The 17,333-nt window shown below is 37.4% G+C and carries 13 protein-coding genes; 9 read left to right on the top strand and 4 right to left on the bottom strand.

The window, feature by feature from the left end; genetic code table 11:
- Positions 1-1,134, bottom strand: a 1,134-nt coding sequence (locus Q0L29_RS00255; RefSeq protein ID WP_296618253.1) for a chemotaxis protein CheB, incomplete at its 3' end; no start/stop codon positions are given.
- A 958-nt stretch (positions 1,135-2,092) separates the two neighbouring features.
- On the opposite strand from Q0L29_RS00255, the gene Q0L29_RS00250 reads away from it, so the two are divergent.
- Positions 2,093-3,208, top strand: coding sequence for an ATP-binding protein (locus tag Q0L29_RS00250; RefSeq protein WP_296618252.1), 1,116 nt, complete (start codon positions 2,093-2,095; stop codon positions 3,206-3,208).
- Between the two features lie 303 nt (positions 3,209-3,511).
- Here the strand turns inward: Q0L29_RS00250 and Q0L29_RS00245 are convergent, their stop codons facing one another.
- Positions 3,512-3,793, bottom strand: a complete 282-nt coding sequence (locus tag Q0L29_RS00245) for a hypothetical protein (protein WP_296618251.1) — start codon at positions 3,791-3,793, stop codon at positions 3,512-3,514.
- 162 nt (positions 3,794-3,955) lie between these two features.
- Between Q0L29_RS00245 and Q0L29_RS00240 the strand changes: the two genes are divergently transcribed.
- The 7 genes from Q0L29_RS00240 (at position 3,956) to Q0L29_RS00210 (ending at position 14,894) form a co-directional block, all read left to right on the top strand.
- A complete protein-coding gene (locus Q0L29_RS00240; RefSeq protein WP_296618250.1) occupies positions 3,956-4,186 on the top strand; it encodes a hypothetical protein in 231 nt (76 codons plus the stop codon).
- 475 nt (positions 4,187-4,661) lie between these two features.
- Positions 4,662-9,503 carry an ATP-binding protein gene (locus Q0L29_RS00235; protein WP_296618249.1) on the top strand — a complete coding sequence of 1,614 codons (4,842 nt, stop codon included), beginning with the start codon at positions 4,662-4,664 and terminating at the stop codon, positions 9,501-9,503.
- Positions 9,504-10,004: 501 nt separating this feature from the next.
- A complete protein-coding gene (locus Q0L29_RS00230) occupies positions 10,005-11,630 on the top strand; it encodes a hypothetical protein (RefSeq protein ID WP_296618248.1) in 1,626 nt (541 codons plus the stop codon).
- 115 nt (positions 11,631-11,745) lie between these two features.
- Positions 11,746-12,330, top strand: coding sequence for a hypothetical protein (locus Q0L29_RS00225; protein ID WP_296618247.1), 585 nt, complete (start codon positions 11,746-11,748; stop codon positions 12,328-12,330).
- Positions 12,331-12,362: 32 nt separating this feature from the next.
- Entirely contained in the window at positions 12,363-13,100 is a 738-nt protein-coding gene (locus tag Q0L29_RS00220; protein ID WP_296618246.1) for a hypothetical protein, read from the top strand.
- Positions 13,101-13,885: 785 nt separating this feature from the next.
- A complete protein-coding gene (locus tag Q0L29_RS00215) occupies positions 13,886-14,341 on the top strand; it encodes a helix-turn-helix domain-containing protein (RefSeq protein ID WP_296618245.1) in 456 nt (151 codons plus the stop codon).
- Entirely contained in the window at positions 14,331-14,894 is a 564-nt protein-coding gene (locus tag Q0L29_RS00210) for a PIN domain-containing protein (RefSeq protein ID WP_296618244.1), read from the top strand. The genes Q0L29_RS00215 and Q0L29_RS00210 overlap by 11 nt, the downstream gene beginning before the upstream one ends.
- A gap of 285 nt (positions 14,895-15,179) precedes the next feature.
- On the opposite strand, the gene Q0L29_RS00205 is transcribed toward Q0L29_RS00210, so the two are convergent.
- Both Q0L29_RS00205 and Q0L29_RS00200 read right to left on the bottom strand, forming a co-directional pair.
- Positions 15,180-15,572, bottom strand: a complete 393-nt coding sequence (locus tag Q0L29_RS00205; protein ID WP_296618243.1) for a transcriptional regulator — start codon at positions 15,570-15,572, stop codon at positions 15,180-15,182.
- Between the two features lie 22 nt (positions 15,573-15,594).
- A complete protein-coding gene (locus Q0L29_RS00200) occupies positions 15,595-15,900 on the bottom strand; it encodes a type II toxin-antitoxin system HigB family toxin (protein ID WP_296618242.1) in 306 nt (101 codons plus the stop codon).
- Positions 15,901-16,391: 491 nt separating this feature from the next.
- Here Q0L29_RS00200 and Q0L29_RS00195 point away from each other — a divergent pair.
- Positions 16,392-17,333 (top strand): hypothetical protein (locus tag Q0L29_RS00195; RefSeq protein WP_296618241.1); only part of this gene is annotated, 942 nt, incomplete at its 3' end.

The following is a 17,333-nucleotide window of genomic DNA, read 5'->3' as shown; positions in this document are numbered from 1 at the left end:
GATTGCCTGTGTGCTTAAATCCGTAGCAAAAATCTGAATGGGAATTTTTTCGCTGTCCTTGCTTTCTTGTATTTCAAGCAGAATAATGGCGATAGAATATGCTTCTTCTCCTGATGCACATGCAGGAACCCAAATACGCAAGGCCTCTCCTGTTTTTTTTCTGCTGAGTAGCTTGGGTAAAAGATGTTCTTTTAAATATTTGTATGTGTCTGTATCCCGAAAAAAACTGGTTACATTAATTAGCAAGTCCTGATAGAGAATATCTATCTCCTCGTTTTTTTTGTCAAGATACTTTGCATACTCTTTTATCGTATTTATTTTATACAGAAACATTCTACGAATGATTCGCCTTTTGATGGTGGTCAATTTATACTGGCTAAAATCAACACCTGTGTCTCTGTACAAATGGTTGAGAATAATTTCTAAATCAGGATTGCTGTTGTCAATTAAATCTTCTTTAGCCCCCATCTCCCTCATACTTGCGAGATTCTTTCTGTAGCTGCTTGATTTTATAAATGGCCGTTTGCTTAGTCGCGATAGCTCAAGGGCAATTTCCTTTGGAGATAAAATAAAATGAACTACACCTGCTGCAATGGCACTTTGAGGCATGCTTGAGAATTTTGCTGTGTCATCTTGCGCAAAAGTTAACCCACCTTGCTGGTTGATGGTTTTCATACCTGCTGTTCCATCGTTTCCGCTGCCGCTAAGAATAACTCCGATAACCTTTTCTTTTTGCGCATTTCCAAGTGAAGAAAAAAGAACGTCAATTGAAATTGACGAACTGTTTTCTGCCCGCGGTATTAATTTTATGTGCCCATCAATTACTTCAATTCCTTTGTCATGCGGAATAACGAAAACATTATCAGGTTCTATTTTGTCCATTTGGTCAATTTCCTGCACCTTCATTTTCGTATGCTTCGATAAAATTTCAGTTAACATGCTTTTGTGGTCAGGGCTAAGGTGCTGCACATAAATAAAAGCCATGCCCGTGTCGGACGGAAGATTTTTTAATAACTCGGTGATTGCCTCCAATCCTCCTGCTGATGCGCCTATAGCAACAACTGGAAAAGAATTTTCTTTGAGTTCCTTGTCAACTGAAGATTTTTTATGAGTTGTTGCAGGAGTTGATTTCATTTCATTTAAGAATTAAATTCATTGAGTAGAAATTTTTCTTTTGATGATTTTTCTCTAACAATATCATTCCATACCCCGTTTGGCTGTTTCAGCGTCTCTAAACGTAGCCTTGATTTTTTCAAGTTCCAGGGTTACTTGTGTGGTGTGATTGACTGAGGCAGCGGATTCAATAAATGCATTGATTCTTGAGTAAGTCAAAATGGAGATTATGATTACCAAAGAAACTGCGGAAATAAAAGCTGCAACCAGATTTTTTTTTGAGTCGTCATATGCTGAAGTTAATCTGGGTATTCGTCGATTACTTGTCACAAAAGATTTTCGATAACGGCAATTATAAAAGAAAATAAAGTAAATTCCCTTGATAAGGGTGTTCTTATTTTCCAACTCATGTGAGCTTAAGATTTATTTTCGTCTACTTTAAATACAATCAATTATCTTACTATTTCCTTTCCCTGGATTTTTCGAATGCGTTCCGATCTAGGGAGGAATTTCATTTCCTATAGGATTCAAGTCCAAATAATAGAAATCCACAAGTATAATTACATAGTTCTCGTTATTCTCGAGGGTTATTGAAAAGTTAAAATACTTGATTGATTAAGGGATTCTCAATAGATATGGTCAATTCAATTCTCTTGAGATAAATTAATTATTTTTTAAATTCCTTGGTGTTAAATCTAATAATTTTATTTTTTGCCTTTCTTTAAGGAATTTAATTCGGCTTTTATGACCGCCGAAGAAGTAATACACTTGTTGGGAACTATTAACCACACCATGGGAATTTTTGGCCAGCGACCGAAGCAGGGCTTAAATTGATTTTTAATCTAATTCCTCCTCTGTTTTTTATATACTGGCAAAGAAGGGGATATTTATAAAAATAAAAAATTAGTTTTTATTACCTATATTTATTCTCAGTATTTGGCAGTGCCTTTGAATCATTAAGATTGTCCACCTAATTAATATGGAAGTGAAAGAGGATCAGCAGGATAATATTCAAGAAATAAAAAAGCTTAAAAGTGAGAATGCGGACTTGGAGAATTATTTTAAAAACACCATTATCTCACAATTCTTTTTTGACAAGGATTTGATTTTACGAAAGTTTACTCCTGCTGCAATGACGCAGTTTAAACTTAGTACACCAGATATAGGTCGTTCTATTCACGATCTAATAAATAATCTACGATATCCTTCCATTATAGAAAATGTAAACTCAGTACTTAAATCCTCAGAAATTCTTGAAAAGGAAATTCAAACAACAGATTTGCGTTGGTATCAAATGAATATTATACCCTATATTGAAAATATTGGGAGTGCTCCAAATGGTGTAATCATTACATTTATTGATATTTCCAATAGAATAAAGGATTTGAAGGAGCTAGAAAAAATTATTGCTGATTTTGAGATTCTATCAAGCATCATATCCCATGATATAAAAAATCATCTCGGTGTAATGTCACTATCAATTCAGATGCTGACAGAATCAGATTTGAAAGATTTGGAAGATAAAGAAGAAATTAAGCTTTATCTAGAGTCTCTTAATAGTGGAGTAAATAAAATTAACTTGACTATTAATGAATTGCTTGATCAAAAAGAGGATAAAAACAAATATGTAGCTGATGAAGAGATATTGAATATTAAAAATATATTGGAAGATGTAAAACATGTACTTATAAAAGAAATAAATGATTCAAAATCGATAATTAAGCATCAAATAAGTTGTTCTGAAATTGTGTTCCCTAGAAGAGACCTCCGAAGTATTATATATAATTTATTAAACAATTCAATTAAGTTTAAGTCCCCTGAACGTAAGCCAGAGATTTTTATTAAGACAATCGAGGAGGATGATCAAATAATCATTTCCGTTAAGGATAACGGTATTGGTATTGACCCCAGTAAGCAAAAAAATGTATTTTCGAAATTTTTTAAAATAGATAAATCTGGAGAGGGATCTGGAGTTGGATTATATTTAGTAAATACATTGGTTAAAAAATCTGGAGGGAAGATTGAATTGGAAAGCGAATTAGGTGTAGGGACAGAGTTTAAAGTTTATTTAAAAACAGAATGTAAATCTGCTTAATAGATTAAAAGGTCAAGAGCAGATTAGCATTATGCATGAAGATCATCCTCACCTCCGACTTGATGCAGTTTTCCAACACTTAATTCAGACAATTGCAGGTTACCGCTTTATTTTTTTGGAATCATACAGATTTCGGTAGAAATCCCATTCCCAGCACTAAACCCCTAATGTTTATCGGGCTGTATACTGAAGACTGATAATCAATCTAAAATCTATGCGCATCTGTAGCTCAGTAAACGGCGGATAAGATTCTGATGGCCTGTCAATCTCAGGTAGAGAGGGAGAAAACCGCTTTTTTGGCCTTTACAGGTTGGGTAAATCCGGAAGGTCCAATATCAAATTTTTGTTTGTTCCCTGAGTTACTATCTCTTTACCTAATTTGGACTCAATCAGTTGAACTGGATAAGACTTACCTTCTGAATTAATAAAAAATTCCCAATTTCCAGATTGAATTCCCTCAATGGCTTGATCTACTTTCAGACTCCAAATTTGACATAGTGGATTTCTTCCCCCAATTTGGGTAATAATCAGTTCGCCATTAGCTATCTTTTTTGTGGCACAAAGGATTTGAAATCGATGATTCATAAAATTAGAATGCTTGATAATCTTTTTTGATCCAAGGGAGTTGATTTTAATAGGGAGATCATGCGCCTCGAATAATTTTTGGCGATGCAACATTTAAACACTCCCTATGACTTAAACAAGTTCTTTGCCGAATTTTCCTTTTGAAAATCATGAAGGTTTTCCATGTTAGGGGTTTATTCACTTTCTGCTATTTCAGAAATCTATAAAAAGCCAATGATCTATTGCGCATTGGCACCAATTCCTTGCTTCTTTCAGTTTCTGAAAAAGGCAGGTTTGAGTATCGCCGCTGTCGGAATAGCTGTAATAACAGCACCGGGAGCAGTAACCGCGATTCTCTTGGCCTATGCAGGTCATGCAGTGACAGGAGGTACCATTTTGGTTTCCATCAGTTAGCTAACCTTGGATGAAAGCAAGCTGGAGGAAAAGCTTCTCCAGTCGGTGACGTAAATCGGTAAGTCTCTTATAATTAAAACCCGAGCAGGTGGACTTGCTCGGGTTTTCACTATATTATGAAATTGTAAGTACCTTGTAATGCATATGAAAATTTAAAGTACCGGGTCAAAAGGATGTTCCACTATTCCGTAGGAATTCGAATCAGAGCGTTGCTCAACTTGAAAATCACCCATATTTTATTGCTACTGCATTCAAATCCGAGTGGAGCAGTCCAAGGGGAAAAAAGTTCGTTTATACTTTGCTGTCTAATCCACGCGGATCTTGAAAATTAAAATCGTTACCCCAGTGAAATGGATTAAATAAGCATGCTTTTCGCATGCAACTGCGAAAAGCAAACCGTTACCTGCTACCTAATTGACACACTTCAATAATTCGGCAGAACAAATTTTGAGATAAAAAAAGATGTGTGAAGCAGATGGAAGAAACTAATACCAATACAAAACTCAATTTTCTCAACGGTGGCGGCGAAATGGGCAAACTCATTCGTTCCAAAGACTGGTCAAAAACGCCTTTGGGTTCACCCGATATTTGGCCACAAAGCCTGCGTACTTCTGTCGGGCTTTGCATGTCCTCGCCATTTCCCATTCTTATTGCCTGGGGGCCTGAAACGATTCAAATTTATAACGACAGTTACCAGCCCATTTGTGGCGCAAAGCATCCTGAATCATTAGGGCAAAATTTTCGGATTTGCTGGGAAACGGCACTGCCGGTTGTAGGAGATGCCTTTACCGAAGGGCAAAATGGCGAAGGAACATATATTAAAGACCAGCGAATGTTTTTAGATCGTTTTGGCTATCTAGAAGAAGCATTTATGACTTTTTCTTTTACACCCATTACGGATGAATTGGGAAAGGTTGGTGGTATTTTTCACCCTATTACCGAAACCACCGGCCAAATGCTTAGTGCAAGAAGAACAAAGGTGTTGAGGGATATCGCCGAATATATTTCCGATGCAAAATCAAATCAGGATATATACAAACAGATAACCGAAGTCTACAATGAGTATTTCCTTGACATACCTTTCCTGTTATTCTATAAGCTTGATGAAAATAATGAGTCGGTAAGCTTGCAAAGTGCCGTTGGTGTTAGTGCCGGCTTATCACTGTCTGTAGAAACAGCTACTATTAATTCTCCGCAACAAATATGGCCGTTTAAAGAAGCCCTCAGCAACATGCAGCCTGTTGTAGTAAGAGAATTAGGGGCAAAATTTGGTGATTTTGCGTGTGAACCTTACCCTGAGGCACCCCATACTGCCTTGGTGTTACCAATTCAAATTGCATCCAGGGAACAGCCTTTTGGATTTTTGGTGGCGGGTGTCAGTGCCCGAAGGGAATTAAATCAGGAGTACACCCATTTTTATGAACTGCTGTCAAACACAGTCAATACAGCATTCTCGAATATTTATAGTTACGAGCAGGAACGAAAAAAAGCGGAAGCACTAGCTGAAATAGATAAAGCAAAAACTGTTTTTTTCTCCAACATTAGTCATGAGTTTCGTACCCCGCTTACGCTCATGCTTAGCCCGCTGGAAGAATTATTAAATCAGAAAAACAATCATTTTAGTGAAAGCGAAAAGCAAAATATTGAAACTGCACAGCGTAATGCAATGCGGTTGCTCAAGCTGGTAAATACGCTCCTTGATTTTAGCCGTATTGAAAGCGGAAGAGAGCAGGCGATCTTTAGTTTAGTTGATATTGTTGTACTCACAAAAAATCTTGCATCCAACTTCCGTTCAGTAATAGAAAAAGCTGGTTTGAAGATGATTATCATAGCTGACTCCATCATTCAGCCTGTATATGTGGACAAGCAGATGTGGGAGAAGATTGTTTTTAATCTGTTAAGCAACGCTTTTAAATATACATGGGAGGGAGAAATTGCGGTGGAGCTTTCAGCAGAAAAAGATTTTGTAGTGTTGAAAGTTAGAGATACCGGAGTGGGCATACCGGAAGCTGAATTACCTAAAATGTTTGAACGCTTTCACCGGGTACAAAATGTTGCCGGTAGAACCTATGAAGGCACAGGCATTGGCTTATCGCTGATAAAAGAGTTGGTGCAATTGCATCAGGGCACCATAAATGTGGAGAGCGAATTGAATACGGGAAGCGTGTTCACTGTAAAAATCCCTACCGGTAAAAAACATATTGACGAACATCAGATTTCAACAAAAGAAATGGATTCCGATGAAATTTTTTCTGCAGATTATTTAGATGAAATTGAAACACTACTTGATACCGGAAAGAAAGAAATAGTAAAACTAGCTACTGTAAAAGAAAGAAATACTTTTCCAACCATTCTAGTGGTTGATGACAATGCCGACATGCGTGAACATATCAGTTCCATTTTGTCCAACAGCTTTCATGTCATCACCGCCAACAACGGAATGGATGCGTTGGGCAAAATGAAAGAAACTATTCCGGCACTGGTGCTTTCCGATATTATGATGCCGGTGATGGATGGCATTGGCTTATTGAAAGAAATTAAAAGCAATAAAGCCACTGCAACTATTCCTGTCATTTTCCTTACAGCCAGGGCAGGTGAGGAATCAAAAATTGAAGGGTTGGAAACAGGTGCTGATGATTACCTGGTAAAACCTTTTTCCAGTAAAGAGTTACTGGCACGAATAAATGCGCAATTAAATATCAGTAAGCTGCGGCAATCGCTGGAAGACAATGTGCGTAATTTATTTATGGATGCCCCTGCGATTATCTGTGTGCTTCGGGGAGCAACGCATATTTATGAATTTGCTAACCTCGATTACCTGGAGCTTATCGGTAAGAAAGATATTATTGGTAAGCCGGTACGGGAAGTATTGCCCGAAGTGGAAGGGCAAGGTTTCTTTGAACTTCTGGATAAGGTTTATATAACTGGAGAACCGTTTATTGGCAATGAAATTCCTTTGCAATTGAATAAGGGCAATGGAAAGTTGGAAGAAGTTTACTTGAACTTTGTTTATCAACCTGCTAAAAACAGTGAAGGGGAAATAGATGGAGTATTTTTACACGGAGTAAATGTTACAGAACAGGTTTTATTAAGTAAAAAAATAGAAGAAAGCGAGAAGCGTTTCAGCAACCTTTTGATGGAATCACCTTTTGCCTTTGCAATTTTAAAAGGCAAAGACATGGTTGTGTCTTTAGCTAATGACGCTATGAAACGTGTATGGGGGAAGGGAAGCTTCCTTGAAGGCAAGTCCTTATTTTCTTTAATGCCTGAAATTAAAGAACAGGGCTTTGCAGTATTGCTGGAGAAAGTATACACAACCGGGATGCCCTTCTATGGACATGAAGAGTTGGTCAAACTTAAGCGAAATGGGATTTGGGAAGATGTGTATTTCAATTTTATATATCAACCGTATAAAGAAGCAGAAGAAACCATTTCTGGCGTCACCATTATTGCCAATGAGGTAACTACCCAGGCAATAGCAAACAAAAGGATTGTGGCTGCTAAAGAGAACGTGAGCAGGCTCTTTATGCAAGCTCCTGCGGTTATCGCGGTGCTTCGGGGTCCTCAACACGTGTATGAGCTTGCTAATGAAAAGTATCAGGAGCTTGTGGGGAAAAGGGATATACTCGGGAAGCCAATACGGGAAGCATTGCCTGAACTGGAGGGACAAGGTTTTTTTGAGATGCTCGATAATGTTTATTCCACAGGAGAACCCTTTATCGGTAATGAACTGCTTACTAAGTTAGATAATGGAGGTGGAAAGGTAGAAGAGGTTTACCTCAACTTTGTTTTCCAGCCATCACATAACAGTGATGGGGAAATAAATGGAATATTGGTTCATGCAGTCGATGTTTCGGAACTAGTGTTGGCACGCAAAAAAATTGAAGAAAGCGAATCATATTTTCGCAGGCTCACCGATTCAGTTCCCGCTATTATCTGGATTTCCGAACCCGATGGAAGTTGCACCTATTTAAGTAAGCTTTGGTACGACTATACAGGACAAAACGAGGCAGAGGCACTTGGTTTAGGCTGGCTCGAAGCCACACACCCGGATGACAAAGAGGAAACAGGAAAAATTTTTTCAGAAGCCAATGCACAACAAAAACAATTCGTTGCTTCCTATCGGCTAAAAGTTAAAAATGGAGGTTACCGCTGGGCTATTGACCGGGGCAGCCCCAAGTTTGGTGAAGACGGTGTGTATGAAGGAATGATCGGCACGGTGGTGGATGTGCATGAGGAAAAACTAGCCGCAGAAAAAATACGTGACAGCGAAAAACAATTCAACACCCTTGCCAATAATATCCAGAACCTAGCCTGGATAGCTGATGGAGAAGGGTCGGTATATTGGTACAACCAGCGATGGTATGATTATACCGGCACCACACTGGAAGAAATGAAAGGATGGGGCTGGGAAAAAGTACACCATCCTGACCATATTGAAAGAGTGGTTGACTTTGTATCGGAATCATTTAAAATCAATAAGCCTTGGGAACTCATCTTTCCATTACGTGGCAGTGATGGATTCTACCGCACATTTCTTACCCGTGCTAATCCGGTCTTCAATGGCGAAGGGAAAATCACCAATTGGATCGGAACAAACACTGATATAGAACAACAAAAGCAAAATGAAGATATAAAAGATGAATTCATCAGTATTGCCAGCCATGAATTAAAAACACCCCTTACCACAGCTAAAGCATATTTACAAATGCTGGAACTTACTTTAGATGATCATGATTCAGAGGCAAATCTGTATTCCCAAAAAGCAAGCGAGTCTGTCAGCCGGCTTGATGAACTGATCACCGAATTGCTGGATGTAAGCAAAATAAGGCTGGGAAAATTAAATTACTCCATATCAAACTTCAACTTTAATGACATGATCGATGGCACGGTTGAAAATATGCAGCTAATTTCACCAACACATGCGATTATCAAAACGGGTAAAGTTAGCAATGATGTATTGGGGGATAAAGAACGGCTGCAGCAAGTGGTGATAAATTTATTAACCAATGCTATAAAATATTCTCCGGGTACCGAAAAGGTTTTTATACATGTGGAGCAGGAAAACGACATGATAAAAGTATCAGTAAAAGATAATGGTATCGGAATTGGCAAACAAAGCCTTAATAAAATATTTGACAAGTACCATCGGATTGAAGAGCATGCAATACATTTTCAGGGGCTGGGGATCGGGTTATATATTTCTTATGAAATTATTCAACGCCATCATGGAAAATTATGGGCCGAAAGTGAAATAGGTAGTGGGAGTATATTTTATTTTACCTTACCTGTAGCACATGTTGAATCGGGTATTTAAAAATTGGTTGTTTTAAGCTTGGAAAATCATCTATTAAAAACTAGCTAAAGACTTGCATCCACGTGTTTATTTGAAGTCTTTTTTAATAAAGTATATAGCAAAGTCAATTTTAATACTCGAAACTTAGTCATATAAATTCAGGTAAGATCAGTCTTCAATTCTTTCTGTACTTTTTTGCTCCTTTTTCCCTTATTTTTTTCATCCTGTATGAAGATGGAGGAAGTCAAAGCTTCAAAAAGGGAGAAATCTTCTTATTTGTCCAAAAAGGTCCCTCGTTAGGGGGACTTCGACTTTGATGAATGAATTAAATATAGGGTTAGCTCAGACTGGCAAGTTCTTAAACCTACAAATTTCCAATCGCCAAGGCTTTATTGGAATGAATTAATGACTTTCTTCAAATATTAATTCGAAAATTAGTATTTATTGCAAATAATATATTGTATAAAAAAACTCTATTAAAGAAAACTCTATTAAATTTATTTGAAGCCTAATATTATCGTGATGAAAATGATATTTCCAAAAGATTGTTTTTTAGGGAGATTGAAAATTGTCATTTGGATCCTTGGACTGATGGTCAGTTGTCAGTTTCAGCAATGCACCACACAAAAGGTGTCGAGGGAATTAATAGAAGTGGAAAATGCTAAAAAGTTAAACCCTAGAAGAGAGTATTTGAAGGTTCATATGAAAAATGGGGAGCTGTATGTGCTCAACAATTGGAAAGCGGAGGAATCGATGCGATTTATTGAAGGAATGGGAACTCACCTTGATCAGAATCGAAAGCCCATTTCGGACAAGCAGGTAGAAGTCTCCTCTGCATATCCCAGTTCTAATCAAAGTCTTCAGAAATTCAGAATTCCCTATGATGATATTGTGATCGTGGAGACCAATGACAAAGGAAGAAACCCCGGAGTCGCTGCCATGGTAGTCACTTCTGTTCTTACCGTCCCTGTTGCTATAGCCTGTATTATGAACCCCAAATCCTGTTTTGGTTCATGCCCCACCTTCTATGTACCGTATGCCGATGGGGAAAAGCTTGTAGCAGAGGGGTTCTCTTCCAGCATCAGTCAATCCCTCGAAGAAAGAGATGTGGATCGTTTTAATTTTTCTTTTGCTTCAGGCCCTATAGAAATCACCATGAAAAATGAGGCTCTAGAGACGCATATGATCAAGTCTGTTAATTTATTGGTTTGCGACAAAGCTCCGGAAAACATGGTTTATGAAGCTAGAAATGCTAGGTTTTTCGAAGTAGATAGTGTCGCAACACCCCAAAAGGCAGTGTATAATTCTACTTCGATTTTGGAGGAACTGACAAATCTTGACGAAAAGGAATGGTATAGCTTGGCTGATTCTAGAAATCTCGCAAGCAAAGAAGAAATCTTATTAGAATTCGACAGCTTCCAAAGTTTAAATGGGTTGATTATCGATAAAAGGCAGTCTTTGATGACTACTTTCCTTTTTTATCAAATGCTCGCCTTTTCTGGAAATACTACCAGCTATTTGATCAGCGCTATGGAAACCCATAAGCCCAAATACCAAAACCGGGTTAGCAAAATGTATGAATTGTTAGGAGGTATAGAGGTGGCTATTCGGGACGAGAAAGGAAACTGGAATACGGTCGAAGAGATTACCGAATCGGGTCCTATCGCCTCCGATTCCCGCTTGATCCCTTTGCCTAAAGTAAATTCTGAAAAACTGCAAATTCGGCTTAGGTTAACCAAAGGACTTTGGCGAATCAATATGGTTAATCTAGCAAGTATCCATGGAGAGGTGATTCCTCAACGGGTTCAACCTGATATAGTATTAGCCAACAACTCTTTGGATGATTTTTCATTGAGTAGGATCAATGATACGACACAATACCTTGTGACTTACCCCGGTGACGAATTTCGGATTTCTTTTCCTGTAGAGTCTAGTCCAAGCCAGCAGTATTTTTTGGAAAGTCAGGGCTATTACATAGAATGGATGAGGGAAGAATGGCTGAAAGAGGAGAATTATGCCAGAGTGAAATGGGCTATGTTATTTCCTTCTTCTTTTCTCAAAAAGACAGCATCAATTTATAAGCAGAATGAAATTGAAATGGAGGCGATATTCTGGAGCAGTAAATATGCAAATACTGGAAAGCAATAAAATATGAAATCGAGCATGTCGAAAGCGACACACACTGGAATGATTATCGACCAAGCGACCTGCCTGCCGGCTAGGCAGGGATTCCATATGTCCTTTAAAAATCAATTATAATCATATGAAACGGCTTACTGCGATTCTCTTGATGGTCTTAAATTCCTGTAATTCCAATCTCATCTTGGCTCCCGATGGAGCTGTGCCTAAGCGAACTGACCTAGATAGAGATCTTTATGGAGGCTATATCACGGTAATAGCGGATGGGGAAACATTGACAGGCGAACTGATTGGTGTAAGAAATGATAGTATCGTGGTGTTAGTAGATAATCAAGCTTTCAGTAAACCTTTAGCTCAGGTTACTTACGGCAAAATAATTGCCCACGCCCCAAATTCTTATGTAGCTGGAGGACTATTGCCTATGATTCCAAATGCCATTATGATGACCATAGGAGGGTATGGAGGAGGACCTATAGTAGTGGGATTGCTTTTTAGTGGTATTAATGTTGGAGGCATGGGTGCAGCAAGGGCAACCGAAGATCAAAAATTCAATTATTTTGAATGGGAGAAGGAAAAAGAGGAGCTTTTAAAATATTCTCGTTTTCCCGCAGGAATTCCCGAAAAAGTAGAACTGGGAAGGCTAATGGGTCGGCCATTGCCTGTAGATAGCTCAAAAGGCAAAAAGAGAAAAGCTCTTAGAGCTGGGTAATTCGAAGATAATTTTGACATAAAATGAACACTATGGAATTTAGCAAGTATAAAAGCCTGTACATATGGATGATCATTCCTATGATTTTTATGCAATTTGGCATCTTTGAGGATTATTGGAGTGATTTTTCTAATAAGGCATGGTCTGTACATATCCATTACTGGACCGGGACAGTTTGGTATATTTATTTAATCATTCAGCCCTATTTTGCTACTCATGGCCAGATGGCTAGACATAGAACCAATGGAATAATTGGAATGTTTCTGGCTGGAGGTGTTTGTCTAACGGCGTTGAGTATGATGCACAGAGACATAGTAACAACGGAAAAAGCTTTGGCTTCTCCCGAACAATTTGGTCCTTTCCAACCATGGTTCTTTTTTGGTGTGGCTGCAGTTGAAATAGTAATGATAACAGCTTTTGGATTTGCTGTAATAAAAAGCATCATACATAGAAAAGAAATTGAAAATCATGCTTGGTGGTTGATTTCAACCGTATTCATCATTATGATGCCAGCCCTTGGTAGAGGAATACAAAATGTGTATATAGGTATGAATATAAAGGATTGGCCAACTATAGATATTATGGTTCCTCTTTACTTTACACAAATTTTAATTATGGGCATGTTGTTATTTGGCGCATGGAAATATGATAAGGTGAAGCACCCTGCTACCTATCTTGCTTTAGGGGTTAACCTTTTTATATTCTTCATGGAGCCTATTGGAAAGTCTGAAGCCGTACAATTGTTCTTAAAAGGATTAATTAAAGGATAATGACAGTAGTTCATCTAATCAACCTCTAAAAAGTATATGCAAGGTCTGGGCACACAAACGTCAAGGCAATAAGGGAGGATTGCCATTAAAGATAAATTCGGTAAAAAAATTCTTATGGCAGTCAAAAGTGATAGCCCAAAAGTATATATTTCACCCTCATTGCTGAAATCACCTTTGACCCATGTGTCTGGTTTGCCGAGGTTACTGATGAACTTATGGCAGATGCTACCAAAAATTTTAATGGCATTATCGTCATAATTGAAACCCAGAATAGCGAAATTTTTAAGAGGTTGTCTTTCTAAGACAGCCTCTTTTTAGTTTGCTTTCAAGAGTTTAAAGTTAAGTTCAACACCCTTTTTTGACTCGATAAACATTGATGGGTTTTAATCGTCATTTGACGATAAGTCCTGAAAACCTAAGATGGGCTTGAATCAGTGTTATAAATTGAAAATCAACTACCTATAGGTCTCAGCCACATCTTTATGTCTTTAGGTAGTTGTATCTTGGGAAAAAGCTGTATCCGTCAAAAACCTCGTTTTAATGAAATTGGAAAGGATTAAAACAAAAAAAGAGGTCGTTTCTGACCTCTTTTTTAAAATGGCTCCTCCTATCAACGATAGTTGCATCCGAACCAGCATATTGTGGTCATTAGGAGAGATTCAAAAGCAAACCTTAATCAGGGAAAAAATTTAAATCAGCTTCCTTTAGGTTAAAGGAATTAATAACTTTTATTTCGTTTGTTTCGTTTATTTCGATTATACTTGAAAAGTATTTCAACTAGCCCCATGGAAACCTTAGAATTAAGCAAAAGACCCAGTAAATCGGAGCAACGGATTGCCGAAAAATCTCATGAATTGCTTTCTCAAATTCTTGAACAAGTCCATTCACCGATGGCTGTAATTGAGATCGAGGAGACAAGTGAAAAACTACAAATACCATCGAGAGCTTTGGAGTTGCTCAATGAGATCCTAAAGGCAATGAGCCAAGGCAAACTCATTTCTATAGTACCAATCGCAACAGAAGTAACCACTCAAAAGGCCGCTGAAATCTTAGGTTGTTCACGGCCACATTTGGTCAAGCTTCTTGAAAAAGGGGAATTGGACTTTGTAAAGGTTGGAAGGCACCGCAGAGTCAAGTTTGAGGACGTAGCCAGCTACAAACAAAAGATGAAGGCCCAGCAGAAGCTTGGATTGATCGAAATGATGAACAACGATGAAGAGTTAGGAGGGTATGATTCATAGTGTTCGGATCAAGGCAGTTTTAGATACCAATGTTATCTATCCGTTGATCTCAAGAGATTTACTTTTTTGGTTTGCACATTATGATCTATTCACCCCAAAGTGGAGCAAGCATATTTTTGATGAATGGAAAGAGGTGATGTTGCGAAAAGGATTGGATCAAGCTGATGCGATAAAAAGGATTGAGGTAGTTAACAAAGCTTTTCCTGACGCATTGGTAAAGAATTATGAAAATTTGATTCCTACCTTAAATTTACCTGATGAGAAAGACAGACATGTCCTTGCCGTGGCGATAAAATCAAACTCAAAGTCCATTGTCACCAATAACCTAAAAGACTTTCCACAAGATATCTTAGACGATTTTGAAATAAAGGTGAATTCAGCTGATGATTTTTTGGTCAACATCATCGACTTAAACCATGAACAGGCTCTTTCCGCCTTCAAGGAAATGGTTTTTAATAGGAAAAATCCGAAAATGGACGAATTCGAAATTTTGAACCAACTCAGGAGATGTGGTTTGATCAAAACAGCAGATTTCTTGCATAGCCTAATTTGAGCAGCATTTAATCAAAAACCATATTTTTTCACAATACCTAAAAATGGAAAGTGGAAGAAAGTTACAACTAAAAAAACTTCGTTTAAAAGAAATGGGACAGGATAAAAACAAAAAAAGAGGTCGTTTTTGACCTCTTTTTTAAACTGGCTCCCCCAATTAATAATAGTTGAAACCGATGAAAGTCTTATGTGTACTCAAATAGATTCATATTCAATTACTTAATTCAATATTTTAACTAACCATGAATTAACTTCCTGTGAAAAAAAGGAGCTTAATTGGTCATCTTTAACTATTTATTTTTTCCTGTTTCCCATCCAGCTCATAGGGTTGGATGAGTACTTCAACCGGTAGTTTCAATAAAGCTGATAAATTTCTCACCATTTCGATCGTCAACGCCCTTTTCCTGTTTAAAACGAGGCTGACCGTAGTTTTACTTCCAATAGCTTGGATAAGATTTTTGTCCTTCAACCCCTTTCTTTCCATTGTTTCTTTTATGGCCTCAATGGGATCAGGCAAAGCAATGGGGTAATGCTCCTTTTCGTATTTTTCTATCAACGTAACCAGCAATTCTGCCTCCATCCCCTCAGCACTGTCTGGATCAGCTTCGAAGATTTTGGAAAGCCTAGTAAGAGATTCTTCATACTCTTTTTTCGTCGTAATAGTCTTTTCCCACTTCATGATTATAATTTTATTTACGATTTTAAAATTGGTCTACTGTACTTGCTTCTACTTTGTCGTATTCGGAGTGTGTTCCAATAAATTTGATAAACACCCATTGCCTCAAATAGCTAATTTGAACGATTAACCGATATTTATTCCCAGCAATGTTAAACACCACCCTATTGTTTTTTACTGGATCAGCATCAGGAAAATCCTCAACTACATCCGAAGGTTTTTGCCATACTGAATTTCTGGCGACGGCAATCCAAGTTTCAATGCTTGATTTTGAATCTGGATGCTTCTGGTAAAAATCAGTCAGATTTTTGATTGCAATAATGTTTTTCAAAGCAAGCCGTTTTATTTACGATCGAAGATATTAAAAAGTTTTCATTTTGAAAACTTTTGATAATCTGATTTGCCACGATCTTTTTAAATAGATAATTGATCATGTATGTTGCAAAAAATGTTCACGCATTTGTAATGTAAACCTTGATTTCGAAGTTGCAACCACCCCCTTCACTTCTGAAATATCGGTTTTAATGGGTATAGAGTAGGTTTTTGAAGGGTATAAAAACAAAAAAAGAGGTCAGAAATGACCTCTTTTTAAACTTGCTCCCCCTGTTGACTTTTTTTCGAACCAAATGAGAGAAGATTTAGAGCAGATTATTGAACTGGATCAACATCTGAAATTGACACTTTCAGCTGATAAATGATTTTGAGAACTGTATTCAAATTTTTTTAAGAAAATTCTTGTTACGCATATTTTTTTTGAAAATAAATTGTTAATTGCTTAAACATTAGTTAAACCGATTTTTGAAAATTTAATTTTTAATTAAAATGAAATTATTAAAGCAGTTGAAGATGAAGAAAATATTCTTTTTTCTTCTTTTAATATTGACTTTCCAAGGGTGCGAAGTGGATGGAAATCCCGAGATGCTCGAGCTACTTATTGAAATTAGAAATCAAAACAACGAACTGAAAGAAGAAATTTTTAAGCTCCAAGAGAAGATGGAGCAACTCCTTCTTGATGTTAACAAAGGAAATGAAACGAATGATTTACTGAAAAATCAAGTCGATGCGCTCACAGCTAATCTGGAAAAAGTCTTAAACGAATTGGAAGCTCTTAATGACAAGTCCGAAGAGGATGGAGCGAACATTGAAAAAATCCTTAAAGAGTTGGAGCTGCTTCAAGAAAAATATCTTGTAATTCTTAGTCAATTAGAGTCGCTCCAAGAATTACAAGTTCTAATTGGAGAATTAGAAATGTTAAAAGGACAAATATCTCAGCTACAAGAACAATCAAATTCAATGCTGGAGTCAATCGCTGAATTTGACGCTAGCCTAAAAAATCTAGAAGAAAATATTTCAGAGGTTAATTCTAAAATTTCTCAAGCACTTCAAAAGATCACTGCTCTAACAGAGCAGCTTTCGAAACAAGAAGGTGATTTAGATGCCATTTTGGCTGAATTAAATAAGTTGAAGGTAGAAATCGAAGAACTCAAAGAGTTGCTAAATCAATTGCTGAACGCTCCAAAAATCGGAGATTTCTACAAAGGAGGGATAGTGTTTTATATTGATGATTCTTCTCTTAGTGGGTTGGTCGTTGCAAAAACCAATCAGAGGGACAGTGCTACTGAATGGGGATGTTACTGCCAATTTATTGAAGGAATCGAATCTGAATTAGGCACGGGAAAATCCAATACTGAGAAAATTTTAAACCAGTGTGAAGCCTCTGAAAGTATCCCTAATTGGGCTGCAAAGATTGTCGATCAATTAATC

Origin of the sequence: Marivirga sp. (genome assembly GCF_024636815.1) — a bacterium.
GTDB lineage: Bacteria > Bacteroidota > Bacteroidia > Cytophagales > Cyclobacteriaceae > Marivirga.
Note: the sequence above shows the minus strand (reverse complement) of the source record. Positions and strands in the feature narration are given on the sequence as shown.